This window comes from Pseudomonas sp. LBUM1666, assembly GCF_059695775.1.
The window spans coordinates 82,784-108,355 of the sequence record NZ_CP166789.1 but is presented as its reverse complement, the minus strand read 5'-3'; the positions used below and the strand labels follow the sequence as shown (position 1 = coordinate 108,355).

Sequence of the window (25,572 nt, the reverse complement as noted above, 5' to 3'; positions counted from 1 at the left end):
ACGCAAACACAGTTTCGTCAGCTCGCTGTCGCCAGACTAAATTCCGAACAAAACTGTACTGCTGTACCGGTCTTTTCCTACCGCAATTGCCTACGCTTCCGAGTCAACCAACCAAAAATGCACGATATTAGTGCAGACAAGTACAGTTGCCTCAATTTCGACCAGTACACCACCCTTTAACAGTTAACTGGTCCCTCACAATACAGGTGAACTGTATCTAGAGAGACTGGCCAAACGAGAGGATCATTGGCATCAGTTAAACCACTACCTAATCCCGCCATAAGCGGAAGGATGTCAACCATGGAACGTACACTCAGTTCCGAGCTGTTTTTCGAAGACAACGCTGTAAAAACCCAGGCTTCCACGCCTCTTCGCGTTCTCGCCAACCTGATGCTGTGGCAGCGCCGCATCTCCAGCCGCCATCAATTGGCTCGTCTGGATTCGCGTTTGCTGGCTGACGCAGGGATTAGCGAAGCACAACGCTACGAAGAGCTGAGCAAGCCGTTCTGGCGCTAAGTTAGCGTCGCTGGCTCTGACCCACCGGGTCCACCGCCAGCACTCCAAATTGAAAAAACAAAGCCCGTCGTGGGAAACCACGACGGGCTTTGTCGTTTTGGACCCTCAACATGGGCCATACAGAATAGATACCGCTTAACAGGTACAGTTTTACTATTTTATAAATTGACCAGTACAATTTCAGTGCAGTGTGTCTGTTGCGGAAAAGAGGACGGGATCACCATGAAATCCCGAACTGCCAGCAAAAGGACCGCGCCATGAATCACTTACTGGATGTTTCCGTTTCCACGCCCCAATCAACGCCTCGCTCCCACTGGGTTAGGAGATTGCTGAGGAGCCTCGCCAACAGCTTGGAAAGGGCCAGAACCCGGCGTTTGTTGGGCCAACTCAATGACCGGCAGCTCTCAGACCTGAACATCAGCCACGCGGATCGGCTCAATGAGCTGGATAAACCGTTCTGGCGCTAGCTTCCTGCTTGAACAGACGGGACTGTTCGAACCGATACTCAAAGGCCTAATATCCAGATGGAACGTGGCGAATGCTGCATGAGTGGCGTCTGACTCACCAGACACCGCCACCTCTCAATCGGTTTTCCAAAGGAGTTTCACCATGTCCCGTCTTCGTCTGCTCAGCGCTGCAGCCCTGCTTGCCGTGGCTGCCAATTCCCACGCCACCAGCTTTATCGTGACCACTGATGCCGTCGTCGGCGCGCTCAAGGCCACGTCCGATGCGACCTCCGATGTCACTTCTTCCTTTCGCGATGACAAAATCGTGCGCGCCGCCCGTGACGACGCCGCCAGCTTCGTTGCCAGCGAAGGCTCCATTCGTGGCGTGAAACTGGAAAGCGCACTCGACCATATTCGCCACCAGGCACCTCAGCTGAACGCGACTGACGCACAACTGGCGCAAGCCATACTGACGATCTAAGCAACATCACTGACGTGGGACACGCCCGCCGTGTCCCAATGTTTCGGCGCTGGCTCTAGACCGGGCGTTGCGCTAGCCTTGCGACTCGCTTTCAGCTATCGAGTCTCATGCGTTTTCTTTCAAATCTGTTGATCTCTCCGCTTTTCGTGGCTACCTGCTGGGTCGGCTCCGTCCATGCCTATGACGCCTTCAATCTGTCTACACAAGGCATCGTGGCTACCGGCTACGCCACAAGCATGGTGACCTCCGCCCCCTTCGACCGTAAGCTGCTAGTCGCGGCACAAGATGACGCTGCGGCGTTCATCGCCAGTGACGGTCAACTGCGAGGAGCACAACTGGAGTCCGCCCTGATTTATCTGCGCCGGACCCAGCCAAAACTTCGTGCCAGCGACCTTGAACTGGCGCAGGCAATTCTCGTCCAATAGTTATCCTTGTTCTTGCGGAGTCGTTCCATGCGTAGCCCTCTGATTGTTGCCGCCCTTGGCCTTCTGTTATTGGCCGATGTGGCTCAGGCGCACACTCTGGTCGCCACCAGTAACATCATCATCAATGCCACCCAACGCACGCTTGATTTCACTTCCGATACCACGACGTCCATCCGTGACTCGAAGATCGTTCGTGAAGCCCACGACGATGCGGCCAGTTTCGTCGCCAGCGATGGCGAGATTCGTGGCGCGCACCTGGAAGCGGCCTTCAACACGTTGCGTACCCGCGTACCGGAAGCCCGCGACGCCAGTGATCAGGTTCTCGCCGAAGCCATCCTCGCACTGTGAGGTCGCCAGGCGCCTGGCTGTTGGCCGGGGTCATGTTGCTGCTCGGCAACACGGCCCAGGCTGACTTGCAATTAAGGCTTAAAACCGAAGGCCTCAGCCCCGCTCAACAACAGGCCAGTCAGGCGTTGCTAAATGAAGCCATGCAGGCGCTGCCGCCGCGGTTCATCGAGCAGCTCGACCGACGCATCGACGTCGGCTGGACCGATGACATGCCGAGCAACGCTTACGGCCAGGCGTCGCTGGTGTCCGAGCTCGATCTGAACCGCAACCTGCTTGCCAGCCTCACTGACGGCAGCGCCGCGACCAAAAAGACTTACCGCCCCCATGGCACCGTGCGCCGCGAAATGCTTGCCACGGTATTGCACGAACTCACCCACATCTATGACCGCTCGCGCCTGTGGCCAGACGCGGAGCGCACGCTGATTCAGCACTGCACCCGGCGCAACAGCAGCTCAGGGCTGATTGGCATTCCCGATCAATGCCGCGGCCAGTCCGACCGACGCTTTACGCTCAGCGATGACCCGCGCCTACTCGACCTCGCTGGCTGGCCGCAGTACGTTGGCCGTCGCGGCGAACGCGAACAGCAAAACCGACAAATCGCTCGCAGCCCGGACATTTACGAGACGAGCAGCCCCAAGGAGTTCGTCGCGGTCAACATGGAATATTTCCTTCTCGACCCGGCCTACGCCTGTCGCCGTCCCGCGTTATACCGCTACTACAAAGAACATTTCGGCTGGGCGCCCGCCGCTAAAGACACGTGTGGCAAAACCTTCTCCTTCCTCAATGCCGGCAACGACTTCGCCAAAACGCCACTGGGCCAGGTCGATCCGGAACGGGTTTACGCCGTCGACTATCTGCTGGCTGAAGCCAACCAGAACTGGGTCAGCCGCTGGGGTCACAGCATGTTGCGGTTGGTGATCTGTGCACCCGGGCGACCTCGTGGGCCGGATTGTCGGCTGGATCTGGATCAGCACCTGGTGTTGTCCTACCGCGCCTTCGTCGGCGACGTACAACTGTCGAGTTGGGACGGATTGGTGGGCAAATACCCGTCACGCCTGTTTGTCCTGCCGCTGGCCCAGGTGATCGACGAATACACCAAGACCGAACTGCGCAGCTTGGCCTCGGTGCCGCTGAACCTGTCGCGCAGCGAGATCGAAGACGTGGTGGAACACGCCGCCGAGATGCACTGGAGCTACGACGGCAACTATTTTTTTCTATCCAATAACTGCGCTGTAGAGGGCCTGAAGTTACTGCGTAGCAGTACCAACAATACAAAACTGGTCGGGTTGGACAGCATCATGCCCAACGGTTTGCTGGAAGTGCTCAAGGGCCGCGGGCTGGCGAACACCAGCGTGCTGGATGATCCTCGTGAAGCGCTGCGCCTGGGCTACCGATTCGACTCCTTCCGCGATCGTTATCAAGCGATGTTCGAAGTGCTGAAGAAGCACTTGCCGATCAAGCAGGAAAAGGTCGAAGACTGGCTCGCATTGAAAGCTGAAGAGCGCCGGCAATGGATCGACCAAGCCGACTTGCGCACCAGCGCGGCCTTGCTGTTACTGGAGCAGGCAGCCTTCCGCCAACAATTGGTGCTGGCCCAGGACGAAGTAAAGCAGCGCTATCTGGGTGCTCGGGAACTGAAGAACGGCGGCATGGACAAGGCCAACGCGACCTTGCAGCAAATTCTTGCCAACAGCGGCTTCCTCAGCCGTCCGGCGGAGCTGCTCGGCACCGGTGGTTATGGATTGCCGCAGCCGAGTGAGTGGCAGCGTCTGGAATCGGAAAGCAGCCTGCGGCAGAAACAGCTTCAGGCGCTGACAGGCGATCTGGACAAAGAGGTGAGAGCGCTGCTCGAACCGAGCCGTGCAGCCGAGATGGCCGCCAATGAAGCCAACCTGAAGCAGGTTGGCGAACATTTGAGGAAGTTGCACAAGGCGGCGGGCGGCTTGGAGTTGCCGTAAACAACAGGCTTCGCGGCTAATCCGCGAAGCCTTCAACACCTACCTGCAATTCAAAGCACCCCTTCGAGAATTTCATAAACGATCCCGGTTCCTACGGCGATCAGCACAATGTCGCCACCCGCACGGCGCCATTCGTACCCCGGGTAATACGGCAGCCGGCCCAAGGCACGGTTATCGAGGCGTTCGCCGTAATAGCCGTGAGGCAGCGGTCGGCCACGCACCAGATGAATACCTGGAGGTGGTGGAGCACCGCGTACGAAATAGCCATGGTTATCGTGGATAGTCTGGCGCACCGGGCCGAAGTCCCGTGGCGGAGGGCCGCCGCGATGATTGTCCTGCGGGCCACGGTGATCGTCGCCATGATTGTCACCGCGGTTATCGTAATGGCCTTGCTGCGGGCCGCCGCGGTCGTGATCGTCGCGCTGATCAGCACTCGCATTCAGCAACGGGGTGGCACTGAGCATCAGCACACCCAGGCTGGCAATCAGACGTTTCGGCATTTTCATCGGGTCTTTCCTCACTGCACATACAGCAAAAAGGGCTTCAGAACGTAGTCCTGAAGCCCTCGGTCTTGCTGTTTAGTCTGTACCGCGAGGCTCTAATTCCTCTGTATCAGGAACTTTACCTTCAGCTGACGCGGGCTTTACGCACGCCGTCGGCCAGCGCCGCGCAAAGACTCAACACGCCATCAACCGCCTGATCCGGCGTCGAGGCATTGGCGATGTGATCGATCAATGCCGAACCCACCACCACGCCATCAGCCAGACGCGCGATGGACGCCGCTTGCTCCGGTGTACGAATACCGAAACCGATGCTGATCGGCAGATCAGTATGGCGACGCAGACGCGCGACGGCTTCTTCAACATGCTCCAGCGTCGCCGCGCCCGCACCCGTCACACCGGCAACAGACACGTAATAGACGAAGCCTGAGCTGCCGTTCAAAACGGTTGGCAGGCGTACATCATCGGTCGTCGGGGTGGTCAGACGGATGAAATCCAAACCTGCTGCCTGGGCCGGGTCGCACAACTCGCCGTTATGCTCGGGTGGCAGGTCGACCACGATCAAACCGTCAACGCCGGCCTCTTTCGCGTCGGCAATGAAACGCGGCACGCCATACATGTGAATCGGGTTGAAGTAACCCATCAGCACCAGCGGCGTCTCGGTATTGCCTTCACGGAACTCCCGAACCATTTGCAGGGTTTTCGCCAGGTTCTGTTTGGCGCCGAGGGCGCGGATGTTGGCCAACTGGATTGCCGGGCCATCGGCCATCGGATCGGTGAAGGGCATGCCCAACTCGATCACGTCGGCACCCGCGCCGGGCAAGCCTTTGAGGATCGCCAGGGAAGTGTCATAGCTCGGGTCGCCAGCGGTCACGAAGGTCACCAGGGCGGCACGATTCTGTTCCTTGAGTTCGGCAAAACGCGTTTGCAGGCGGCTCATCAGTGTTTCTCCTGCTTGGATTGCTCTTGTTGAGAGTGTTCCATGTGGTGCATCACGGTTTGCATGTCTTTGTCGCCGCGACCGGACAAGTTGACCACCATCAGGTGATCCTTCGGCAGGGTCGGTGCGCGCTTGAACACTTCGGCCAGGGCATGGGCGCTTTCCAGTGCAGGAATAATCCCTTCCAGGCGGCAGCATTTGTGGAACGCGTCGAGGGCTTCGTCGTCGGTTACCGAGGTGTACTGGACGCGGCCGATGTCATGCAACCAGGCGTGTTCCGGGCCAATGCCTGGATAGTCGAGGCCGGCAGAGATCGAGTGAGCGTCGATGATCTGACCATCGTCGTCTTGCAGCAGGAAGGTACGGTTGCCGTGCAGTACGCCCGGTACGCCGCCGTTCAGGCTGGCCGCGTGCTTGCCGGTTTCGATGCCGTAGCCGGCCGCTTCAACGCCGATGATCTCTACGCTTTTGTCGTCGAGGAACGGGTGGAACAGGCCCATGGCGTTGGAACCACCACCGATGCACGCCACCAGGCTGTCCGGCAGACGACCTTCCTGGTCTTGCAGTTGAGTACGGGTTTCTTTGCCAATAACAGCCTGGAAGTCGCGAACCATCGCAGGATAAGGGTGCGGACCGGCCACAGTGCCAATCAGGTAGAAGGTGCTGTCGACGTTGGTCACCCAGTCACGCAGGGCTTCGTTCATCGCGTCTTTCAGGGTGCCGGTACCGGCCACGACCGGGATCACTTCGGCGCCCAGCAGCTTCATGCGAAATACGTTGGCCTGCTGACGTTCGATGTCAGTGGTGCCCATGTAGATCACGCAATCGAGGCCAAAACGCGCAGCCACGGTGGCGGTCGCCACGCCGTGCATGCCAGCACCGGTCTCGGCGATGATGCGTTTCTTGCCCATGCGCCGCGCCAGCAGGATCTGGCCGATGCAGTTGTTGATCTTGTGCGCGCCGGTGTGGTTCAGCTCTTCGCGCTTGAGGTAAATCTTCGCGCCGCCGCAGAACTCTGTCAGACGTTCGGCAAAGTACAGTGGGCTTGGACGACCCACGTAGTCGCGCTGGAAGTAGGCCAATTCTTCTTTGAATGCAGGATCATCCTTGGCCAATTCGTATTCACGGGCCAGATCGAGGATCAACGGCATCAGGGTTTCAGCGACGTAACGGCCGCCGAACGCGCCAAACAGGCCGTTGGCGTCGGGGCCGTTGCGCAGATTAGTCTGGGTCATGGGTCGCTCCAGTTGAATGCGTGGGATGACAATGCGCTTAACTCTACCCCTCACGCCTTGAGCTGAAAACCGATAAGATCGCTGCAACCTGTCAGGAAAACTCACAGATACCATGAGCCATGACCTTCCCCCGCTGAACGCCCTTCGGGCCTTCGAAGCGACTGCCCGCCTGAACAGCGTCAGCAAGGCCGCCGAACAGCTGCACGTCACCCATGGCGCTGTCAGCCGGCAACTCAAGGTGCTTGAAGAACACCTCGGCGTGAGCCTGTTTATCAAGGATGGTCGCGGCCTGAAACTCACAGATGCCGGCGTTCGTTTGCGCGATGCCAGCGGCGAGGCTTTCGAGCGTTTACGGACTGTTTGTGCAGAACTGACCCAAAGCACCGCCGATGCACCGTTCGTACTGGGTTGCTCGGGCAGCTTGTTGGCACGCTGGTTTATTCCCAGGTTGGGACGGCTGAATTCCGACCTGCCGGACCTGCGCCTGCACCTGTCGGCTGGCGAGGGCGATCTCGATCCACGTCGCCCGGGGCTGGACGCCTTGCTGGTGTTTGCCGAGCCACCGTGGCCAGCGGACATGCAGGTCTATGAGTTGGCGAGCGAACGGATCGGCCCGGTCCTGAGCCCGAGATTCGCGGGCTACGAACGACTGCAAAACGCACCGCCCGCAGCGCTGCTGAGCGAGCCATTGCTGCACACCACCTCACGCCCTCAGGCGTGGCCAAGCTGGGCACAGCAAAGTGACCTCGACGCCAAAGCGTTGAAGTACGGACAGGGTTTCGAGCATTTGTATTATCTGCTGGAGGCCGCAGTGGCCGGCCTGGGTGTGGCGATTGCGCCCGAGCCGCTGGTGGCAGAGGACTTGAAGGCCGGCCGCTTGGTTGCGCCATGGGGCTTCAGTGAAACCCCGGCGCAACTGGCGTTGTGGCTACCCAAGCGCGCCGCCGACGGGCGAGCTCGGCAACTGGCGCAGTGGCTCAAAAACGAGCTGCGCCAGACGGGTTAGTCACCGCGTTTGCACAGCAGATAAGCCGCGAGCAGACCCAATGCACCGACAGCCACACCCGCAGTCGTCCAAGGGTGTTCCTGGGCGTAGTCCCGCGTGGCAATCCCGGTTTCACGGGTTTTGACTTTGACTTCTTCGTACGCATCGCTGAGCAGATGGCGCGAATGCTTCAGCGCGTTCTCAGCGTTGCTTTTCAAGGCTTTAAGGGTTTTACGCGACTCGTCCGAGGCGTCGTCCTTCAGGTTTTCCAAAGACTTCAGCAGACTCTCGATCTCGGCTTCCATGCTTTGCAATGAGGCTTTACGTAAAGAGGTGTTGGCCATGGTGGCTCTCCTGCATTGATTAAGTTGCGTGTGTTGGTTGGGACTTCAGGGGTTCGAGAAAGTGCAGTAAATCTGAACTTCCACTTCAGATTGGCCGACAGAAGTAATACGAAAAATCACTGCTAGTCTGTATTTCACACCCTGAGGAGAACGCCATGACTGACCATCACACCTACAAGAAAGTCGAACTCGTCGGCTCGTCCACCAGCAGCATTGAAGACGCCATCAACAACGCACTGGCCGAGGCCAGCAAAAGCCTCAAATATATGGAATGGTTTGAAGTGACCGAAACCCGCGGGCACATCAAGGACGGTAAGGCAGCGCACTTTCAGGTGACGCTCAAAGTCGGGTTCCGGATTGCCAGTAGCTGAGTTTGAGCTAGTCTTCTGAGCCTGCGCGCTGGCCGAGCGCCATAGGGAATGGCAAAGCGCTACATATGTAAATCCGGCTGATTGCTGGGTGCCCCTATTGACCCGACCAGGGAATGCGACCAATGAAGAATTTTATTTTGGCGGTAGGTTTGTTGAGTCTTGCAGGAACAGCCCTGGCTCAGGGCAAGTCGTGCGAAGAGCTGAAAGCCGAAATCGCCGCAAAACTGGATGCCAAAGGCGTTGCTGGTTATACACTTGAAATCGTTGATAAAGGCACCGCTGCGGGCGGGAAAGTCGTCGGCACCTGTGAAAAAGGCTCCAAGGTAATCGTCTATACGAAGTAAGCTGATTCCTGCGCATATGAAAAAGCCGACGCAATGACGTCGGCTTTTTTGGGCTCGCTATTTGAGCGTCAGCCCTTCATGACCTGGGCCAGCAGCTCATAGGAGTGCACGCGATCGGCATGTTCGTACAGGTCGCAGGTGAAAATCAGCTCGTCCGCCTGGGTCTGCTCGATCAGCACTTCCAGTTTTGCGCGGATTTTCTGCGGGCTGCCAACCATGGCCAGACCAAGGAAATCGCCGACTGCCTCTTTCTCATGAGGCAGCCACAGGCCGTCCATGGTTTTTACCGGAGGACGTTGCACCAGGCTCTGGCCACGCATCAGGGCGAGAATCCGCTGATAGACCGAGGTCGCCAGATAATCGGCCTGCTCGTCGGTGTCGGCAGCCACCAAGGGCACACCGAGCATCACGTAGGGCTTATCCAATATTGCTGAAGGCTTGAAGTGATTGCGGTAGACGCGAATGGCCTCATGCATGAAGCGCGGTGCGAAATGTGAGGCGAAGGCGTAGGGCAAACCGCGTTCACCGGCCAGTTGTGCACTGAACAGGCTGGAGCCCAGCAGCCAGACCGGGACATTCGTGCCGGTGCCCGGCATTGCGATGATCCGCTGGTCCGGGGTGCGCGGGCCGAGGTAGCGCATCAGCTCCGCCACGTCTTCCGGGAACTCGTCGGCGCTGCCGGAGCGTTCACGACGCAAGGCGCGGGCGGTCATCTGGTCGGAACCGGGTGCACGACCCAGGCCCAAGTCGATCCGGCCCGGGTACAGACTTTCGAGCGTGCCGAACTGCTCGGCGATCACCAGCGGCGCGTGGTTGGGCAACATCACGCCACCCGAGCCAACACGAATGGTCGAGGTGCCGCCAGCCAGGTAGCCAAGCAGAACCGAAGTCGCCGAACTGGCAATACCGTCCATGTTGTGGTGTTCGGCAACCCAGAAACGGTTGTAGCCGAATTTTTCGACGTGCTGCGCCAGGTCCAGGGAATTGCGCAGCGACTGGGCCGCGCTGCCGTTCTCCCGCACGGGCACCAGATCGAGGGTCGAGAACTTGATATCGGATAGTCGTTTCATAAGCCTGCTTCTCCAATTGAGGGCGCAGGTTTTTTCTTACAAACGAAAACCTGCCGAATCTATAAGCGTGATTCATGCAATGAGGGCATATACCCGAGTTTCAATGGCAGAGCCAAAATTCCTACGAAATAAGAGGACCGATCAGATCAGGTGAACTTTGCACCACGGTCTATCCTCAGAACCCTAGCAACCGAAAACCACGAAGGCGCGACGCTTCGCGCCGGATCTTGAGGAGGCAGACATGGCTATTACAAAGAAAGCATCAGCTCATTGGGAAGGTGATCTGAAAACCGGCATCGGCTCGATTTCCACGGAAACCGGTGTCCTCAGAGAAGCACCCTACGGCTTCAAGGCACGTTTCGAAGGCGGCAAGGGCACCAATCCGGAAGAGTTGATCGGCGCAGCGCACGCGGGCTGCTTCTCCATGGCGTTTTCGATGATTCTCGGCGATGCCGGTCTCAAGGCTGACAGCATCGATACCAATGCCGAAGTCACCCTGGACCAGGTGGACGGCGGATTCGCGATCACGGCAGTGAAATTGATCCTCAAAGCGAAGATTCCTGGGGCGACTCAGGCTCAATTTGAGGAATTGAGCAATAAAGCCAAAGAAGGCTGCCCGGTTTCCAAAGTGCTGAATGCGAAAATCAGTCTGGATGCAACATTGGTCAGCTGATAGAGGGTTGTCGCGCTCCCTGATAAAAGATCGCAGCCTCGGCGGGCTGCGTTCTTTTTTTGCCCTGAAACAAAACCTGGCTGGCGAGATTGTGGTCGAATAAATGACAGCAGCTAAAGCGCATTACCGTGCGCGCTGCCTCAAAGGAGCTTCAACCATGAAACGTTTCGCCTTGGCGGTTATCTGTTGCGCGCTGGCCACATCGGCCCTGGCGGCACCGAAATCCTGTGAAGAACTCAAGGCCGAGATTGAAGCCAAGATCCAGGCCAACAACGTCTCGTCCTACACGCTGGAAATCGTCACCAACGACGAAGTACACGATCAGAACATGGTCGTTGGCTCGTGCGAAGGCGGCACGAAGAAAATCATCTACCAGAAGAACGACCGCTGATTCACCTCACATGAGGCAAAAGGACTCTCGATCTTCCGCGACGATTTCACGCTTGGCGTTGTACAACCGGGCGCCGGGGGTGAACGCTATCGAACGGCCTTCCAGCACATAACGCTGGCCGGCTTCGAAATGATCGTAGTTGATGGTCAGGTAGCACAAGCGTTCCGAGGGGCCATTCATCACACCTAAGCCCCCACCACCGGGCACTTCAAAATCGAATCGAACGATCAGCTCATGGCTACCGGGGGTGACCTGGAAAAAACGCCCGTCGCGCAACCGCTGATTGTCCAGACGTTCGGCCATCAGCAATTTATCGTTGGGGAATGGCGTAGAAAACTCGACCCAGGCCATCTGCGGATTAACCGCTGGCAACGGGCTCTGACAGCCAGCAACGATGCTTGTAGCAAGTAACAGCGTTAACCTGCGCATGATGATTTTCTCAAGGACTAGTCCTTTAGAATAACGCCGATCAGGTGCGTTGGCAGCCTGCCGGTACACCCTGGCCAATCACTTTTCGCTGTTGATCGTAGAGCTTTGCCCACGGCCGAAAGCCGATATTTCCTGCTTTGAGCTGATACCGCTCGCCAGCGTTGAAGTCGTTGAATTTCACGTTTAGCTGACAGTCACGCCAAAGTGGTTCGGCGTCGGGTCCGATGTTGGTTGGCGCGACCGGGAATTGGTAACGAACCGTCAACTCATGGCTACCCGGCTGAACCTCAAAATAGCGCTTGTCGGTGGCGGCCTTGTCATCGACTTCCAGCGCTTGCAGCGCGGTGTCTTCCTGCTTCGAATCCAGGTCGATCCACGCTTGAGCCGGATCATGAGGGGGTAATCCGAATCCAGCACAACCTGCCAGCATCAGCAGGCTTCCTGTCAGCATCAACGTGCGCATAGCGGAGCTCCAGTCAGGCGGGATAGTCTTGCGGGCAGACTCTCCAGGGATGATTCATTTTGATCAGGCCGCTTCCAAGCCTTGGGTTACTTGATCGCGTTTTACGCATTTTGTTTCCGGGTGTGTTGTTTTTGTTTCTCAACGGTTGCGCCGGCGTCAGCTATTACGGCCAATTGGCCAGTGGTCAGCTGCAATTGCTGCGGGCGCGAGAGCCGGTTTCCTCAGTCATTGCCGATCCCGGTCGCGATCAGCAATTGCGTGCGCACCTGACTCAATCGCAAAAGGCCCGCACGTTCGCCAGCCAACAGCTGCAGCTGCCGGATAACCAGAGTTACCGTTTGTACGCCGACATTGGCCGGCCGTTCGTAGTCTGGAACGTGTTTGCCACGCCGGAATTTTCCCTGACACCACAGAACCATTGCTTTCCGATCGCCGGTTGCGTCGCCTATCGCGGTTATTACAGTCAGAGCGCGGCCCGCGGTGAAGCTGCATTGCAACGATTGCAAGGTATGGACGTGTCGATCGGCGGCGTCGAGGCTTATTCGACGCTCGGCTGGTTCAACGATCCGATTATCAGTCCGATGATGGCCTGGGGTGACGAACGATTGGCCACGCTGATCTTCCATGAACTGGCGCATCAACGTTTTTATGTGAAGGACGACACCGAGTTCAATGAGTCTTTCGCCACCTTCGTCGAACAGGAAGGCACCCGCCAATGGCGTGCATTCCGCGGCCTGGCGCCGGACAGCGGCGCACAGGTGCAGCAACGGGACCAGTTCATTCAATTGGTTCTGGATACCCGCACGCGACTCGAACGGCTGTACACCCTGCCCCTGCCCGCCGACCAGATGCGCCAGCGCAAAGCCGCCGAGTTCGAGCGCTTGCGGGGTGAATACCGGCAGCTGCGCGACAGCCAATGGGCTGGGGACAAACGCTATGACGCGTGGATCAATGCGCCGATGAACAATGCCCGGCTGTTGCCATTTGGGCTGTACGACCAATGGGTGCCGGCGTTTGCCGCGTTGTTCAGACAAGAGGGTGGGGATTGGGTGAAGTTTTATGCGGCAGTCGAGCAGCTTGGTGCGTTGTCGGTTGGGGAGCGTAAGGCGGCACTGAATGCTTTGGCTCAATTGAAAAGTCGCGGTGGCTGATCGGACCTCATCGTCGGAACGCCGCCCGGAGCAAGCTCGCTCCCACATTAGATTTGTAGACACAGGTCCACTGTGGGAGCGAGCTTGCTCGCGATGGCGGTTCAATTAACGCTGCAAAAACGCCTGATGCATCTCTTCCAGCGTCTCGAAGTGATAAACCGGCGCTTCAGCGCTCAACTCTTCCCCGCTGCCAAAGCCATAACCGACAGCCGCCGCATCCAGCCCGTTACTGCGCGCACCGATCAGATCGTGTTTACGGTCGCCGATCATCAGGGTGCTGGCCGGGTCCAGGCCTTCTTCGGCCATCAAGTGGGCAATCAGCTCGACTTTGTTGGTCCGGGTTCCATCCAGTTCGCTGCCATAGATCACTTTGAAGTGCTTGGCGAAGTCGAAGTGCCGGGCAATTTCCCGGGCAAAAATCCACGGTTTGGACGTCGCGATGTACAGCTGTCGCCCTTGCCCGCCGAGGGTTTCCAACAGTGGTGTGACGCCGTCGAATACGCGGTTCTCGTACAGGCCGGTGACCTTGAAGCGTTCGCGATAGAAATTCACCGCTTCCCAGGCCTTGGGCTCGTCGAAATCGTAGAACTGCATGAACGCCTGCAACAACGGCGGGCCGATGAAGTGTTCAAGTTTGGTCAGGTCAGGTTCATCGATGCCCAGTTTGCTCAAGGCGAACTGGATCGAACGGGTGATGCCCTCGCGTGGATCGGTCAGGGTGCCATCGAGGTCGAACAATACGGTTTGGTAATGCATGTTGAATCCTGAATAAGGGCGCAGGGTCAGAGCTGGTCGTAGCCTTCGGCCAGATGCAAATTCTTGAGCTTCACGTAGTTCGCGGCGCTGTAGGTGAAAAAGGCTCTTTCCTTGTCAGTCAGCGGCCGGACCTGTTTCACCGGACTGCCCACATAAAGGAAGCCGCTTTCAAGGCGTTTGCCCGGGGGCACCAGGCTGCCAGCACCGATAATCACGTCGTCCTCGACCACCGCACCGTCCATGACGATGCTGCCCATGCCGATCAGAATCCGACTGCCCACGGTGCAGCCGTGGAGCATGACTTTATGCGCGATGGTCACATCGTCGCCAATCAGCAACGGAAAGCCATCAGGGTTGAACGGCCCGGCATGGGTGATGTGCAGCACACAACCGTCCTGCACGCTGGTGCGCGCGCCGACACGGATGCGGTGCATATCGCCACGAATCACCGTCAGCGGCCAGACCGAGCTGTCTTCGCCGATTTCGACGTCGCCGATCACCACCGCCGAGCCGTCGACAAAGGCGCCTTTACCCAGTTGCGGCGTGTGGTTCTGATACTTGCGAAGGGTCACGATAGGCTCTCTCTCTTTTGCTGATAGCTGCGGTGAGCGTCGATTGTAATTAAGATGGCGCAATGTTTCTTCCAGCCAAGGTGCCAACCGTGAGCGTGAACAACCCTCTTTTGCAGTCCTACGACCTGCCGCCGTTCTCGGCGATCCGTGCCGAACACGTGCAACCGGCCATCGAACAGATCCTGGCTGACAACCGCGCCGCCATTATCGAGATCCTCAAAACCCAGGGCAAACAACCGACCTGGACCGGCCTGGTGCTGGCGATGGACGAGCTGAATGATCGACTGGGCGCCGCCTGGAGCCCGGTCAGCCACCTGAATGCCGTGTGCAACAGCGCCGAATTGCGCGAAGCCTACGAGTCCTGTCTGCCAGCCTTGAGCGCCTATTCCACCGAACTGGGGCAGAACCGCGAGTTGTTCGAAGCATTCGAAGCGCTGGCTAACAGTCCCGAAGCTGCCGGTTTCGAGGTGGCGCAGAAAACTATCCTGGAACACTCCCTGCGTGACTTCCGTCTGTCGGGTATCGACCTGCCGGAAGCCGAACAAAAGCGTTACGCCGAAGTGCAGAGCAAATTGTCGGAGCTGGGCAGCCGCTTCTCCAATCAGCTGCTCGACGCTACTCAAGCCTGGACCAAGCACGTCACCGATGAAGCCGCCCTCGCCGGCCTGACCGACTCGGCCAAGGCGCAAATGGCCGCGGCTGCACAGGCCAAAGGCCTGGAAGGCTTCCTGATCACCCTGGAATTCCCGAGCTACTACGCGGTGATGACCTACGCCCAGGACCGCGCCCTGCGCGAAGAAGTCTACGCCGCCTACTGCACTCGTGCGTCGGACCAAGGGCCGAATGCCGGTCAGAACGATAACGGCCCGGTCATGGAAGAAATCCTCGATCTGCGTCAGGAGCTTGCAAAACTCTTGGGCTTCGCCAGCTTCTCGGAGCTGAGTCTGGCCACCAAAATGGCCGAATCGAGCGATCAGGTGCTGAGTTTCCTGCGCGATCTGGCCAAGCGCAGCAAGCCGTTCGCCGCCCAGGATCTGGAACAGCTCAAGGCGTACGCCGCCGAACAAGGCTGCCCTGACCTGCAAAGCTGGGACAGCGGTTTCTACGGTGAAAAGCTTCGTGAACAACGTTACAGCGTTGCTCAAGAAGCACTGCGTGCTTACTTCCCGATCGACAAAGTGCTGGGCGGTCTGTTTGCTATCGTCCAGCGTCTGTACGGCATCGAGATCGCCGAGCTGAAAGGGTTCGACGCCTGGCACCCCGATGTCCGCCTGTTCGAAATCAAGGAAAACGGCCAGCACGTCGGCCGCTTCTTCTTTGACCTCTATGCTCGCGCCAACAAGCGCGGCGGTGCCTGGATGGACGGCGCCCGCGACCGTCGCCGCACGATCAGCGGCGTATTGCAAAGTCCGGTGGCGAACCTGGTGTGCAACTTCACCCCGGCCGACAGCGGCAAGCCAGCACTGCTGACCCACGATGAAGTGACGACCCTGTTCCACGAATTCGGTCACGGCTTGCATCACCTGTTGACCCGCGTTGAACACGCCGGCGTATCCGGCATCAACGGCGTGGCCTGGGATGCGGTCGAGCTGCCAAGCCAGTTCATGGAGAACTGGTGCTGGGAGCCGGAAGGTCTGGCGCTGATCTCCGGTCACTACGAAACCGGCGAACCGCTGCCTCAGGACCTGCTGGAAAAAATGCTCGCCGCGAAGAACTTCCAGTCCGGTCTGATGATGGTCCGCCAGCTGGAGTTCTCGCTATTCGACTTCGACCTGCACGCCACCCACGGTGACGGCCGTAGCGTGGCGCAAGTACTTGAAGGTGTGCGCGACGAGGTGTCGGTCATGCGCCCACCGGCCTACAACCGCTTCCCTAACAGCTTCGCCCACATCTTCGCCGGCGGTTATGCGGCGGGCTACTACAGCTACAAATGGGCTGAAGTGCTGTCGGCGGATGCCTTCTCGAAATTCGAAGAAGAAGGCGTGCTCAACGCCGAGACCGGTCGTGCGTTCCGCGAAGCGATCCTGGCGCGCGGCGGCTCCCAGGAGCCAATGGTGCTGTTCGTCGACTTCCGCGGACGTCCGCCGTCGATTGACGCACTCTTGCGCCACAGCGGCCTGAGTGAGGTCGCGGCAGCATGAGCGAGGGTCCTGTGATCACGAAAAAGCGCTTTATCGCCGGGGCAGTCTGCCCGGCCTGCAGCGAGCCGGACAAGTTGATGATGTGGAACGAAGACGAAGTCCCGCACCGCGAGTGCGTGGCCTGCGGTTATTCGGACACGCTGAATGAACAAGGCCTGTCCGTGCCCAAGGAATTGGGTACGCGGGTCAACATCTCGGCGCTGAAGGTGCCGGATGCCAAGGTTCAGGCCGTGCAGTTTTTCCCGAACCCGAAGCTGAAGAAAAAGCCTGACGAGCAACACTGAGTCAACTCCACCTTCCACTCCTGAACGGATTGGAAGGTGGTATCTATCTACCACCTTTCCCCTGCGCTTCCTTTATAGGCTGACCACATTCAGCCTCTACTCAAGGAAGACGCCATGCCCGACACCAATCCGCTTTTGCAGGCCTGGGACCTGCCGCCCTGGTCGGAGGTCCGCACCGAGCACCTCGTGCCGGCAATCACAGCCATCATTACCGACAACCGGCAGATCATTGCCGAAACCATCATCAGCCAAGCCGTATTTCCCAATTGGGATGACCTGGTTCTGGCCATCGATGAAATCGATGCGCGCCTGGGCGAAGCTTTGGGCATCATCCAGATCCTGTCGATGGCGAAACACAACGATACCGCCTGGAGCACGGCAGCTGCTGCGTGCAGCGACGCTGGGGCGCAGTACCGATCCGAAAGAATGAGCAATCGTCCGTTGTTTGATGCATATCAGCGGTTGGCGAACAGTTCGATCGCCCTCAACTTCGATGAACCGCGCAAGGCTGCGCTGGCCAAGATTCTGCGTAAATCTCAATTGTCGGGAATCGACTTGCCACTGGCGCAACGGGAAAAACTGGCCAAGTTGAACCTCGACATCGATCAGCTCGAAGAGCTGTTTCTCATCCATCTGAAAAGCGCCAACGCTGCATGGACCAAGCACGTCGATGACGTTGCGGTACTGGAAGGTTTATACCCCACCGTAAAAAATCGTCTGAGACACCTGGCCAAAGAGGCAGGACATGAAGGCTGGCTGATTCCCCTGGATGAAAACACCTACCAGCAAATCATGAGGTATGCCGAAAATCGGGCATTGCGAGAAGAATATTTCGTGGCGTACTCCACGCGCGCGTCCGATCAAGGCCCGCATGCCGACGAGTTCAATAATGATCCTGTACTGACGTTGCTGCTTTCGCTGCGCCACCAGAAAGCCGAACTGCTAGGTTTCGATAATTTCGCGCAACTGCGTCTGGCCACCGCAGTGGCCGAGTCCATCGATCAAGTTCGAAGTTTCCTGCGCCGGCAAGTGACATTGAACGCACCGCCCCTTGCACGGGATTCAAAGGAGCTACAAGAGTTTGCGCTCGAACGGGGCATCTCGGAAGTACACGCCTGGGACCACGAATTTCTCGCTGAACAACTGCGCCACCATCGTTTCCCTGAAGCCCTGAAGAATCTGCGCGACTATTTTCCCCTGGACGGCACCTTGCGACGACTCTGCCTGTTCTGCGAACGCCTGTTCGGGATCCGGATCCTCGAGCAGGCTGAATTCAGTCGCTGGCATAACGACGTGCGCCTGTTTGAGATCAGCGAGCATGGTCAGACCATCGGGCATATTTATCTTGACCCGTTCCACCGCAAAGAAGCTCCGGATTTCGCCTGGACCGGCACACTGCGAAACCGACGAATAAACGCCGAAGGCCGCGTAGCGTTACCGATTGCCGATCTTCACTGCAACTTCACGCCTGGGGTCGACGGCCATCCGTGCCTGCTTGAGCACAAGGATCTGCGGGTGCTTTTTCATGAATTCGGTCATTGTCTGCAACACGTGCTAACGAGTTCGCCGCATCACAACCTTTCCGGCATTTCCCAACTGGCGCGCGATACGGTGGAGTTCGCAGGGCAAGTATTCGAGCAGTGGTGCCTGTCACGGGAGTTTCTATTATGGCTGGGTGCCCACCACCAAAGCGGTGAACGCTTGACCGAGGCGCGGGTAGACGCGGCACTGGCAGCCTTCGAAACCCAGACCCGCCGACAAACCGCACTCTTGCTGATGGGTGCGATGTTCGATTTCGAAGTGCACCACAGCCAAGGCGATGGCCGTAGCATTCAGCAGGTATTCGAAGACGTTCAGCAGGAGATTCCCCACGTGCAACTGCCGTCTTATTGTCGGTTCGAAAACGGCTTTGACTACATGGTGACCGGTTACGCCGCCTCCGTTTACGCCTACACGTGGTCAGGCGTACTGGCCATCGAAGCCTTCAAGCGATTCCGTCAGGATTGGGTCTTCAATGCGCAAACAGGGCGAGCCTTTCGCGAGGCGTTTTTTTCTCCGGGCGATTCGCGCTCCTTGCTGACCGCCCTGGAAGCGTTTCTTGGACGGCCGATCGCCGAAGATCTGTTCGCGCTTTCGTCAGAGACCGTTACCCGCTGAGGCAACGGTTTACTCGACGTGCGCCGATTTGAACCAGCTCTTCATCGAACAACTGGCGAACGGACTCGTGCTGCAATCGCCGTTGGCCAACGCAGTGCGGAGCTTGTCGACATCGGCCTGCATCATGTAACGGATGCCGCCCTTGAAATGAGTGCTGTCACCAAAGCCGCCCTGGATCATTTCGTTCAGGGCGTCTTCCTTGCTCCAGCCTTGCAACACGACCCGGTACATGGCCGCCATCAGGCCAGTGCGGTCGGAACCATGTTTGCAGTGCATCAGCACCGGCCCCTTGGCTTCGGCGGTCTGGATCGTTCGAAGGGCTTTGAGTACATCCGCGTCATCCACGTGGTCGGTGCGGTAGGGCAGCTGTATTTGTGCGATTCCTGGCGTCGATAACCAGCTTGAATCCGACTCGGGCAGGAACGTGATAACGGTCCCGACCTTGAGCTTTTCCAGTAACGGCACCGCACCTCTGTCGGGCAATGCACTGCGATAGAGCGTCGGGGACATTTTGAAGAGGTTGTATTGCACCTCGACCGATTGAGCCCACTCCGCAGGTCGGGGCAATGCACTGTCGTCAGCAAGGGCCAGCGTCAGGTTTAAAAGTGCGGCCAGCGACAGGCAAATCGCTGGGATAGAACGCAGTAGAGACATGCTCGGGGTGACCGTTCAGGAAGAGTCGGGAAGATGACACCGAGCTTCAACCCCGAGCGGTCAAAGGCCTGTGACCCGTCTGTCAAAGAATCGTGAATCAGCCGAACGCTTTCGTCGCAAAACCGAGGTTTTTTAGCTGAATCGGTTCATCTTTATGCTTAGCCTGCTACCATTTGTTTCTCCATATTACCGATGCGCCCTATGGCTCCCGGCTTGCTGGTGATCTGCATCGGTGCCAAAACGAAAAGTCGTCCTGCGAGACGGCTGAAAAACCGCTATGCCTGATGAGGTGCCACCCTATGTCCGATCAAGATCGAGACAACCCGCGGCGTGAGTTTTTGCGCAAATCCCTGACCTTGATCCCGGTGGTCACCGTTGCCAGCACCGGTCTGGGCAGCACGGTCCTGATGGCCGCGCCCGAAGCCCCCCCGGCCAGTTCCGGCAAAGCACCGGTCAGCACCAGCACCTATGAACCAAGCTACTTCACCGCCGAAGAATGGACGTTCATCCAGGCGGCTGTCGCCCAGCTGATTCCAAGCGATGCCCAAGGGCCAGGCGCCCTGGAAGCCGGTGTGCCCGAATACATCGACCGCCAGATGAACACGCCTTACGCGGCCGGCGCGCTGTGGTTCATGCAGGGACCGTTCAACGCAGACGCTGCTCCGGAAATGGGCTGGCAGAGCAAACTGGTGCCCAAAGAGATTTATCGCCTGGGCATCGCCGCGACGGATGCTTGGTCGAAAGCGTTCAACGGTAAAGTATTTGCTGAGCAAGACAGCGCTACCCGAGACGATTTGCTCAAGCAACTCGAGGCCGGAAAACCTCAGTTCGACAGCGTTCCAGCGAAGATTTTCTTCAACCTGCTGCTGCAAAACACCAAAGAAGGGTTCTTCTGCGACCCGATTCACGGCGGCAATAAAGGCATGGTCGGCTGGACCATGATCGGCTTCCCCGGCGCCCGCGCCGATTTCATGGATTGGGTGGAACGCAACGAGCAATACCCCTTCCCGGCAGTTTCGATTCGCGGCGAGAGGGCGTAAGCATGGCAACGGTAATGAAGAAGGTCGACGCAGTGATCGTCGGTTTTGGCTGGACGGGCGCGATCATGGCCAAGGAGCTGACAGAAGCCGGACTGAATGTGCTGGCGCTGGAGCGCGGGCCGATGCAGGACACCTATCCCGACGGCAATTACCCACAGGTGATCGACGAACTCACCTACAGCGTGCGTAAAAAACTCTTCCAGGACATTTCCAAAGAGACCGTGACCATTCGCCATAGCGTGAATGACATCGCGTTGCCGAACCGCCAACTGGGCGCCTTCCTGCCCGGCAATGGTGTCGGCGGCGCCGGTTTGCACTGGTCCGGCGTGCACTTTCGGGTCGACCCGATCGAGTTGCGCATGCGCAGCCACTATGAAGAACGCTACGGCAAAAGCTTCATCCCCAAGGACATGACCATCCAGGACTTCGGCGTCAGCTATGAAGAGCTGGAACCGTTTTTCGATTACGCCGAGAAGGTCTTCGGCACTTCGGGCCAAGCCTGGACGGTGAAGGGTCAGCTGGTCGGCGAAGGCAAGGGCGGCAACCCGTACGCGCCGGATCGTTCGAATCATTTCCCGCTGGAATCGCAGAAGAACACGGTTTCCGCACAGCTGTTTCAGAAAGCGGCCACCGCAGTGGGTTACAAACCCTACAACCTGCCCTCGGCCAATACGTCAGGCCCCTACACCAACCCCTACGGCGCACAGATGGGACCGTGCAACTTCTGCGGTTTTTGCAGCGGTTATGTCTGCTACATGTATTCCAAGGCATCGCCGAACGTAAACATTCTGCCGGCGCTCAAACCGCTGCCCAATTTCGAGCTGCGGCCCAACTCCCACGTACTGCGGGTCAATCTCGACAGCACCAAGAGCAAGGCGACAGGTGTGACCTACATCGACGGCCAGGGCCGGGAAATCGAGCAGCCGGCAGATCTGGTGATCCTCGGTGCCTTCCAGTTCCACAATGTGCGGCTGATGTTGCTTTCGGGTATCGGTAAGCCGTACGACCCGGTCAGCGGGGAAGGCGTGGTCGGCAAGAACTTCGCCTACCAGAACATGGCCACCATCAAGGCCTACTTCGACAAAGACACCCACACCAATAACTTTATTGGTGCCGGCGGTAACGGCGTGGCGGTGGACGACTTCAACGCCGACAACTTCGATCACGGGCCCCATGGTTTCGTCGGCGGCTCGCCGATGTGGGTCAACCAGGCCGGCAGCCGACCGATCGCCGGCACATCCAACCCGCCGGGCACCCCGGCCTGGGGCAGTGCCTGGAAACGTGCAACCGCCGATTACTACACCCATCAAGTGTCGATGGATGCCCACGGCGCGCATCAATCCTACCGTGGCAATTACCTCGATCTGGACCCGGTGTACCGCGATGCCTACGGCTTGCCGCTATTGCGGATGACCTTCGACTGGCAGGAAAACGACATCAAGATGAACCGCTTCATGGTCGAGAAAATGGGCAAGATCGCCGAAGCGATGAGCCCCAAGGCCATCGCGGTACTGGGCAAGAAGGTTGGCGATCACTTCAACACCGCGTCTTACCAGACCACCCACCTCAACGGTGGCGCGATCATGGGCACCAATCCGAAAACCAGCGCCCTGAACCGTTACTTGCAGAGCTGGGACGTACACAACGTTTTCGTCCCCGGAGCGTCAGCTTTCCCACAAGGTCTGGGCTACAACCCTACCGGCCTGGTGGCAGCCTTGACCTACTGGTCGGCCCGGGCGATCCGCGAGCAGTACCTGAAAAACCCCGGCCCGCTGGTTCAGGCTTAAGGAGCGATGACCATGAAAGCACTTGTTATCGCGACCTTGGCGCTGCTCGGTTATGGCTCGGTCAACGCCGCAGAAATCGATCAAAACCTGATCAAACAAGGCGAATATCTTGCCCGCGCGGGCGACTGCGTGGCCTGCCACACCGCCAAGGACGGCAAGCCGTTCGCCGGTGGTCTGCCGATGGAAACGCCGATCGGGACGATCTACTCCACCAATATCACGCCGGATAAAACCGGCCTGGGTGACTACAGCTTCGAGGACTTCGACAAAGCAGTCCGGCAGGGCGTCGCCAAAAACGGTAGTACCTTGTACCCGGCGATGCCCTATCCGTCCTACGCCAGCGTCAACGAAACCGACATGAAAGCCTTGTACGCCTACTTTATGCACGGCGTAGCGCCTGTCGCTCAGGAGAACAAGGACAGCGACATCCCCTGGCCTTTGAGCATGCGCTGGCCGCTTGCGGGCTGGCGCTGGATGTTTTCCCCGGCTGTGGCGGACTACAAAGCGGCACCCGGCGAAGATGCCGCGGTCAGTCGTGGGGCTTATCTGGTGGAAGGCCTCGGACATTGCGGCGCGTGCCATACGCCGCGTGCCCTGACCATGCAGGAAAAAGCCTTGAATGCAGACGAAGGCAGCGCATTTCTGTCAGGGAGTGCGCCATTGGAAGGCTGGATCGCGAAAAGTCTGCGCGGCGATCACAAGGACGGCCTCGGCAGCTGGAGCGAAGAACAACTGGTGCAGTTCCTCAAGACCGGTCGCAGCGATCGTAGCGCAGTGTTTGGTGGCATGAGTGATGTGGTGACTCACAGCATGCAGTACATGACCGACAACGATCTGACCGCGATTGCCCGTTACCTCAAGTCCTTGCCGGCGAATGATCCAGACGACCAACCGCACCAGTACGACAAACAGATCGCACAGGCACTGTGGAACGGGGACGACAGCAAGCGCGGCGCTTCGGTGTACATCGACAACTGCGCGGCCTGTCACCGTACCGATGGCCATGGCTACACCAAAGTGTTCCCGGCGCTGGCGGGCAACCCGGTGTTGCAGTCGGAGGATCCGACGTCGCTGATTCACATCGTGCTCAAGGGAGGTACGCTGCCGGCGACTCACACGGCGCCTTCGACCTTTACCATGCCGGGATTCGCCTGGCGCTTGTCGGATCAGGAAGTGGCGGATGTGGTGAGTTTCATTGCCACTGGCTGGGGAAATAAAGGTGCCACTGTTAAAGCCAGTGATGTAATGGCGTTAAGGGAAGACGATATGAAAACAACTTCAAATGATGACATTGGCCAAGCGAAGACTCATTAAATAAAATAAAAAAGCGGCATGGAAACTCCATACCGCTTTTTTAGGTTTAGTTACAACCTACCGCGCACTCAATATTTACCGACTGCATGCGTTCAATCGCGATTACGGATTGACGATCTTCGAATAGGCACTCGCCAAGGCCAGCAGAACAGCCTTGTCTTGTGCGTCGATGTCACCATCACCGTCTACGTCAGTACGGGCGGGACCCATGGTGAAAGTCTTGCCACCGTCGTTCGATACGGCCTCGCGGGTGCTCGAGTCCAGCAGAGCGTAAGTGACAGCACGGTTTTCCGGATCGTAACCCTCTTCCTTCAGTGCAAACTGCATTGAAACCCGAACTTCTTTTGGACTAACAATAGACGCCCGCATCAGTTGCAAAAAAATACCGCGCTGATTGTAATTCGACATTAATTAATTCCATTTAATAGTTGAACACGAGAACTTCGTGCGAGGAGGATATTACTAATAGCTCTTGTAACTATGCCAGGCGTTATATGTATCTCATGGTGACGAACACTTTAACCAATCGGTAGAAATACAAAAAACCAGGCTTTTTTAGAATTAACAGGCGCCGAACGGCACTGGCCGAATTTGTCGAGGCCCTATACTGTATGAACATACAGCCAAAGGACCTTGTCGATGCCTACTCCCCTGCCACCTCGCGGCCGCGGCACCGCCACCAACCCGCACAACCGCTTCGCGCCGAATCGCTCGGTGGTCGAGGATGACGGCTGGTATCAGGAAGCGCCGATCACCCAAGGCACCGAGGTGCGCATCGAAACGGCGAAAACCATCATCACTCGCAACAATTCGCCGGACTTGCCCTTCGATCGTTCGATCAATCCCTATCGCGGCTGCGAGCACGGCTGCATCTATTGCTACGCGCGGCCCAGCCACGCTTATTGGGACATGTCGCCAGGGCTGGATTTCGAAACCAAACTGATCGCCAAGACCAATGCCGCCGATGTGCTGGAAGAACAACTGTCCAAGCGCGGCTATCAATGTGCGCCGATCAATCTGGGCTCCAATACGGACCCTTATCAACCGATCGAACGCGAACACAAAATCACCCGCAAAACCCTCGAAGTACTGCTGCGCTATCGCCATCCCGTGACCATCATTACCAAGGGCTCGCTGATTCTTCGAGATCTGGACCTGCTGGTCGAACTCGCCGAGCAAAGGCTGGTGGCGGTGATGATCAGCCTCACCACCCTGAACGATGAGCTCAAGCGCATCCTCGAGCCGCGCGCCGCGGCACCCAAGGCTCGGTTGCGGGCGATCCGAGTGATGCGTGAAGCGGGAATTCCGGTGGGCGTTCTGTGCTCGCCGATGATTCCGATGATCAACGACAGCGAACTCGAAAGCCTGCTCACCGAAGCTCATGCCGCGGGGGCGCAAAGTGCGGCCTACATGATGCTGCGCCTGCCGCTGGAAGTTGCGCCGCTGTTTGAAGAATGGCTGGCGGCCCACTATCCTCAGCGTGCCGCTCATGTGTTGAGCCTGATTCGTCAGAGCCGTGGTGGCGAGCTCTACGACAGTCGCTTCGGTGCCAGGATGCGTGGCGAAGGGCCGTTTGCCGATCTGCTGGCGCAACGCTTTGCCAAAACCATCAAACGTCTGGGGCTCAATCGTCGGGAAGGTTTCAATCTGGACTGCGAAGCCTTCTGTCCGCCGGGTCGCCAGATGTCGTTGATTTGAGGACAATTGGCCTATGGTTGAGTAGTGTGAAATGCACTTTGCCACTACGCCGGTCACGTTTTTTGTGACCTGGAACACACGTCCTAGAGCGCTTGATTC

30 protein-coding genes are annotated in these 25,572 nt (G+C 58.1%); 19 read left to right on the top strand and 11 right to left on the bottom strand.

The window, feature by feature from the left end; genetic code table 11:
* Window positions 1-300 precede the first annotated feature (300 nt).
* The 6 genes from ACA056_RS00540 (at window position 301) to ACA056_RS00515 (ending at window position 4,174) form a co-directional block, all read left to right on the top strand.
* Window positions 301-516, top strand: coding sequence for a DUF1127 domain-containing protein (locus tag ACA056_RS00540; protein ID WP_008154465.1), 216 nt, complete (start codon window positions 301-303; stop codon window positions 514-516).
* 257 nt (window positions 517-773) lie between these two features.
* Entirely contained in the window at window positions 774-983 is a 210-nt protein-coding gene (locus ACA056_RS00535; RefSeq protein WP_497269711.1) for a DUF1127 domain-containing protein, read from the top strand.
* Window positions 984-1,125: 142 nt separating this feature from the next.
* Window positions 1,126-1,443, top strand: a complete 318-nt coding sequence (locus tag ACA056_RS00530; protein WP_045059072.1) for a DUF2388 domain-containing protein — start codon at window positions 1,126-1,128, stop codon at window positions 1,441-1,443.
* A 107-nt stretch (window positions 1,444-1,550) separates the two neighbouring features.
* Complete coding sequence (locus tag ACA056_RS00525; protein ID WP_497269709.1) at window positions 1,551-1,868, top strand: DUF2388 domain-containing protein; 318 nt, start codon at window positions 1,551-1,553, stop codon at window positions 1,866-1,868.
* A 27-nt stretch (window positions 1,869-1,895) separates the two neighbouring features.
* Complete coding sequence (locus ACA056_RS00520) at window positions 1,896-2,216, top strand: DUF2388 domain-containing protein (RefSeq protein ID WP_309674344.1); 321 nt, start codon at window positions 1,896-1,898, stop codon at window positions 2,214-2,216.
* Complete coding sequence (locus ACA056_RS00515) at window positions 2,213-4,174, top strand: DUF7844 domain-containing protein (protein ID WP_497269707.1); 1,962 nt, start codon at window positions 2,213-2,215, stop codon at window positions 4,172-4,174. The genes ACA056_RS00520 and ACA056_RS00515 overlap by 4 nt, the downstream gene beginning before the upstream one ends.
* A gap of 50 nt (window positions 4,175-4,224) precedes the next feature.
* Here ACA056_RS00515 and ACA056_RS00510 read toward each other — a convergent pair whose 3' ends face one another.
* From ACA056_RS00510 to trpB, 3 genes are all read right to left on the bottom strand, one after another.
* On the bottom strand, window positions 4,225-4,680 hold the full coding sequence (locus tag ACA056_RS00510) for an anti-virulence regulator CigR family protein (protein WP_033059871.1): 456 nt from the start codon (window positions 4,678-4,680) through the stop codon (window positions 4,225-4,227).
* Window positions 4,681-4,801: 121 nt separating this feature from the next.
* On the bottom strand, window positions 4,802-5,614 hold the full coding sequence (trpA, locus tag ACA056_RS00505) for a tryptophan synthase subunit alpha (protein ID WP_149420323.1): 813 nt from the start codon (window positions 5,612-5,614) through the stop codon (window positions 4,802-4,804).
* Window positions 5,614-6,849, bottom strand: a complete 1,236-nt coding sequence (trpB, locus tag ACA056_RS00500) for a tryptophan synthase subunit beta (RefSeq protein WP_134421205.1) — start codon at window positions 6,847-6,849, stop codon at window positions 5,614-5,616. The genes trpA and trpB overlap by 1 nt, the downstream gene beginning before the upstream one ends.
* Before the next feature lie 112 nt (window positions 6,850-6,961).
* On the opposite strand from trpB, the gene ACA056_RS00495 reads away from it, so the two are divergent.
* Window positions 6,962-7,855, top strand: a complete 894-nt coding sequence (locus tag ACA056_RS00495) for a LysR family transcriptional regulator (protein WP_497269704.1) — start codon at window positions 6,962-6,964, stop codon at window positions 7,853-7,855.
* On the opposite strand, the gene ACA056_RS00490 is transcribed toward ACA056_RS00495, so the two are convergent.
* Window positions 7,852-8,178 (bottom strand): ElaB/YgaM/YqjD family protein, encoded by a 327-nt coding sequence (locus tag ACA056_RS00490; RefSeq protein WP_054047930.1) that lies wholly within the window; start codon window positions 8,176-8,178, stop codon window positions 7,852-7,854. The two genes, ACA056_RS00495 and ACA056_RS00490, sit on opposite strands and share 4 nt — an antisense overlap.
* Window positions 8,179-8,333: 155 nt before the next feature.
* Here ACA056_RS00490 and ACA056_RS00485 point away from each other — a divergent pair, with 155 nt between their 5' ends.
* Both ACA056_RS00485 and ACA056_RS00480 read left to right on the top strand, forming a co-directional pair.
* Window positions 8,334-8,549, top strand: coding sequence for a dodecin (locus ACA056_RS00485; RefSeq protein WP_008027736.1), 216 nt, complete (start codon window positions 8,334-8,336; stop codon window positions 8,547-8,549).
* A 122-nt stretch (window positions 8,550-8,671) separates the two neighbouring features.
* On the top strand, window positions 8,672-8,893 hold the full coding sequence (locus ACA056_RS00480) for a DUF1161 domain-containing protein (protein ID WP_497269701.1): 222 nt from the start codon (window positions 8,672-8,674) through the stop codon (window positions 8,891-8,893).
* 68 nt (window positions 8,894-8,961) lie between these two features.
* Here ACA056_RS00480 and ACA056_RS00475 read toward each other — a convergent pair whose 3' ends face one another.
* Entirely contained in the window at window positions 8,962-9,963 is a 1,002-nt protein-coding gene (locus tag ACA056_RS00475) for an LLM class flavin-dependent oxidoreductase (RefSeq protein ID WP_095126740.1), read from the bottom strand.
* Window positions 9,964-10,204: 241 nt separating this feature from the next.
* Between ACA056_RS00475 and ACA056_RS00470 the strand changes: the two genes are divergently transcribed.
* Both ACA056_RS00470 and ACA056_RS00465 read left to right on the top strand, forming a co-directional pair.
* A complete protein-coding gene (locus ACA056_RS00470) occupies window positions 10,205-10,636 on the top strand; it encodes an OsmC family protein (protein WP_008152515.1) in 432 nt (143 codons plus the stop codon).
* Between the two features lie 157 nt (window positions 10,637-10,793).
* Window positions 10,794-11,027, top strand: coding sequence for a DUF1161 domain-containing protein (locus ACA056_RS00465; RefSeq protein ID WP_258698414.1), 234 nt, complete (start codon window positions 10,794-10,796; stop codon window positions 11,025-11,027).
* A 6-nt stretch (window positions 11,028-11,033) separates the two neighbouring features.
* Here the strand turns inward: ACA056_RS00465 and ACA056_RS00460 are convergent, their stop codons facing one another.
* Entirely contained in the window at window positions 11,034-11,456 is a 423-nt protein-coding gene (locus ACA056_RS00460) for a PA0061/PA0062 family lipoprotein (protein ID WP_497269698.1), read from the bottom strand.
* Window positions 11,457-11,496: 40 nt separating this feature from the next.
* Window positions 11,497-11,919 carry a PA0061/PA0062 family lipoprotein gene (locus ACA056_RS00455; protein ID WP_076029119.1) on the bottom strand — a complete coding sequence of 141 codons (423 nt, stop codon included), beginning with the start codon at window positions 11,917-11,919 and terminating at the stop codon, window positions 11,497-11,499.
* A 59-nt stretch (window positions 11,920-11,978) separates the two neighbouring features.
* On the opposite strand from ACA056_RS00455, the gene ACA056_RS00450 reads away from it, so the two are divergent.
* Complete coding sequence (locus tag ACA056_RS00450; RefSeq protein WP_497269696.1) at window positions 11,979-13,070, top strand: aminopeptidase; 1,092 nt, start codon at window positions 11,979-11,981, stop codon at window positions 13,068-13,070.
* A gap of 105 nt (window positions 13,071-13,175) precedes the next feature.
* Here ACA056_RS00450 and ACA056_RS00445 read toward each other — a convergent pair whose 3' ends face one another.
* Both ACA056_RS00445 and ACA056_RS00440 read right to left on the bottom strand, forming a co-directional pair.
* Complete coding sequence (locus ACA056_RS00445; protein ID WP_497269694.1) at window positions 13,176-13,826, bottom strand: HAD family hydrolase; 651 nt, start codon at window positions 13,824-13,826, stop codon at window positions 13,176-13,178.
* Window positions 13,827-13,852: 26 nt separating this feature from the next.
* On the bottom strand, window positions 13,853-14,398 hold the full coding sequence (locus tag ACA056_RS00440) for a gamma carbonic anhydrase family protein (protein ID WP_497269692.1): 546 nt from the start codon (window positions 14,396-14,398) through the stop codon (window positions 13,853-13,855).
* An 89-nt stretch (window positions 14,399-14,487) separates the two neighbouring features.
* On the opposite strand from ACA056_RS00440, the gene prlC reads away from it, so the two are divergent.
* The 3 genes from prlC to ACA056_RS00425 all read left to right on the top strand — a co-directional run bounded on the left by prlC (window position 14,488) and on the right by ACA056_RS00425 (window position 18,980).
* Window positions 14,488-16,539, top strand: a complete 2,052-nt coding sequence (gene prlC, locus ACA056_RS00435) for an oligopeptidase A (RefSeq protein WP_497269690.1) — start codon at window positions 14,488-14,490, stop codon at window positions 16,537-16,539.
* Window positions 16,536-16,823, top strand: a complete 288-nt coding sequence (locus ACA056_RS00430) for a YheV family putative zinc ribbon protein (RefSeq protein ID WP_497269688.1) — start codon at window positions 16,536-16,538, stop codon at window positions 16,821-16,823. The genes prlC and ACA056_RS00430 overlap by 4 nt, the downstream gene beginning before the upstream one ends.
* Before the next feature lie 114 nt (window positions 16,824-16,937).
* The gene (locus ACA056_RS00425; protein WP_497269686.1) at window positions 16,938-18,980 is read left to right on the top strand and encodes a M3 family metallopeptidase; all 2,043 of its coding nucleotides are present in this window, start codon (window positions 16,938-16,940) and stop codon (window positions 18,978-18,980) included.
* A 9-nt stretch (window positions 18,981-18,989) separates the two neighbouring features.
* Here the strand turns inward: ACA056_RS00425 and ACA056_RS00420 are convergent, their stop codons facing one another.
* A complete protein-coding gene (locus ACA056_RS00420; protein WP_497269684.1) occupies window positions 18,990-19,634 on the bottom strand; it encodes a phosphatase domain-containing protein in 645 nt (214 codons plus the stop codon).
* A gap of 299 nt (window positions 19,635-19,933) precedes the next feature.
* Here ACA056_RS00420 and ACA056_RS00415 point away from each other — a divergent pair, with 299 nt between their 5' ends.
* The 3 genes from ACA056_RS00415 to ACA056_RS00405 are packed head-to-tail and all read left to right on the top strand — an operon-like array spanning window position 19,934 to window position 23,775.
* A complete protein-coding gene (locus ACA056_RS00415) occupies window positions 19,934-20,674 on the top strand; it encodes a gluconate 2-dehydrogenase subunit 3 family protein (protein ID WP_497269682.1) in 741 nt (246 codons plus the stop codon).
* Window positions 20,675-20,676: 2 nt separating this feature from the next.
* Window positions 20,677-22,461 carry a GMC family oxidoreductase gene (locus ACA056_RS00410; RefSeq protein WP_497269680.1) on the top strand — a complete coding sequence of 595 codons (1,785 nt, stop codon included), beginning with the start codon at window positions 20,677-20,679 and terminating at the stop codon, window positions 22,459-22,461.
* A gap of 12 nt (window positions 22,462-22,473) precedes the next feature.
* Window positions 22,474-23,775 (top strand): c-type cytochrome, encoded by a 1,302-nt coding sequence (locus ACA056_RS00405; protein WP_497269678.1) that lies wholly within the window; start codon window positions 22,474-22,476, stop codon window positions 23,773-23,775.
* A gap of 102 nt (window positions 23,776-23,877) precedes the next feature.
* On the opposite strand, the gene ACA056_RS00400 is transcribed toward ACA056_RS00405, so the two are convergent.
* Window positions 23,878-24,183 (bottom strand): hypothetical protein, encoded by a 306-nt coding sequence (locus tag ACA056_RS00400; protein ID WP_497269676.1) that lies wholly within the window; start codon window positions 24,181-24,183, stop codon window positions 23,878-23,880.
* Window positions 24,184-24,414: 231 nt separating this feature from the next.
* On the opposite strand from ACA056_RS00400, the gene ACA056_RS00395 reads away from it, so the two are divergent.
* Window positions 24,415-25,473: a PA0069 family radical SAM protein gene (locus tag ACA056_RS00395; RefSeq protein ID WP_497269674.1), complete on the top strand. Its 1,059-nt coding sequence runs from the start codon at window positions 24,415-24,417 to the stop codon at window positions 25,471-25,473.
* Window positions 25,474-25,572 lie beyond the last annotated feature (99 nt).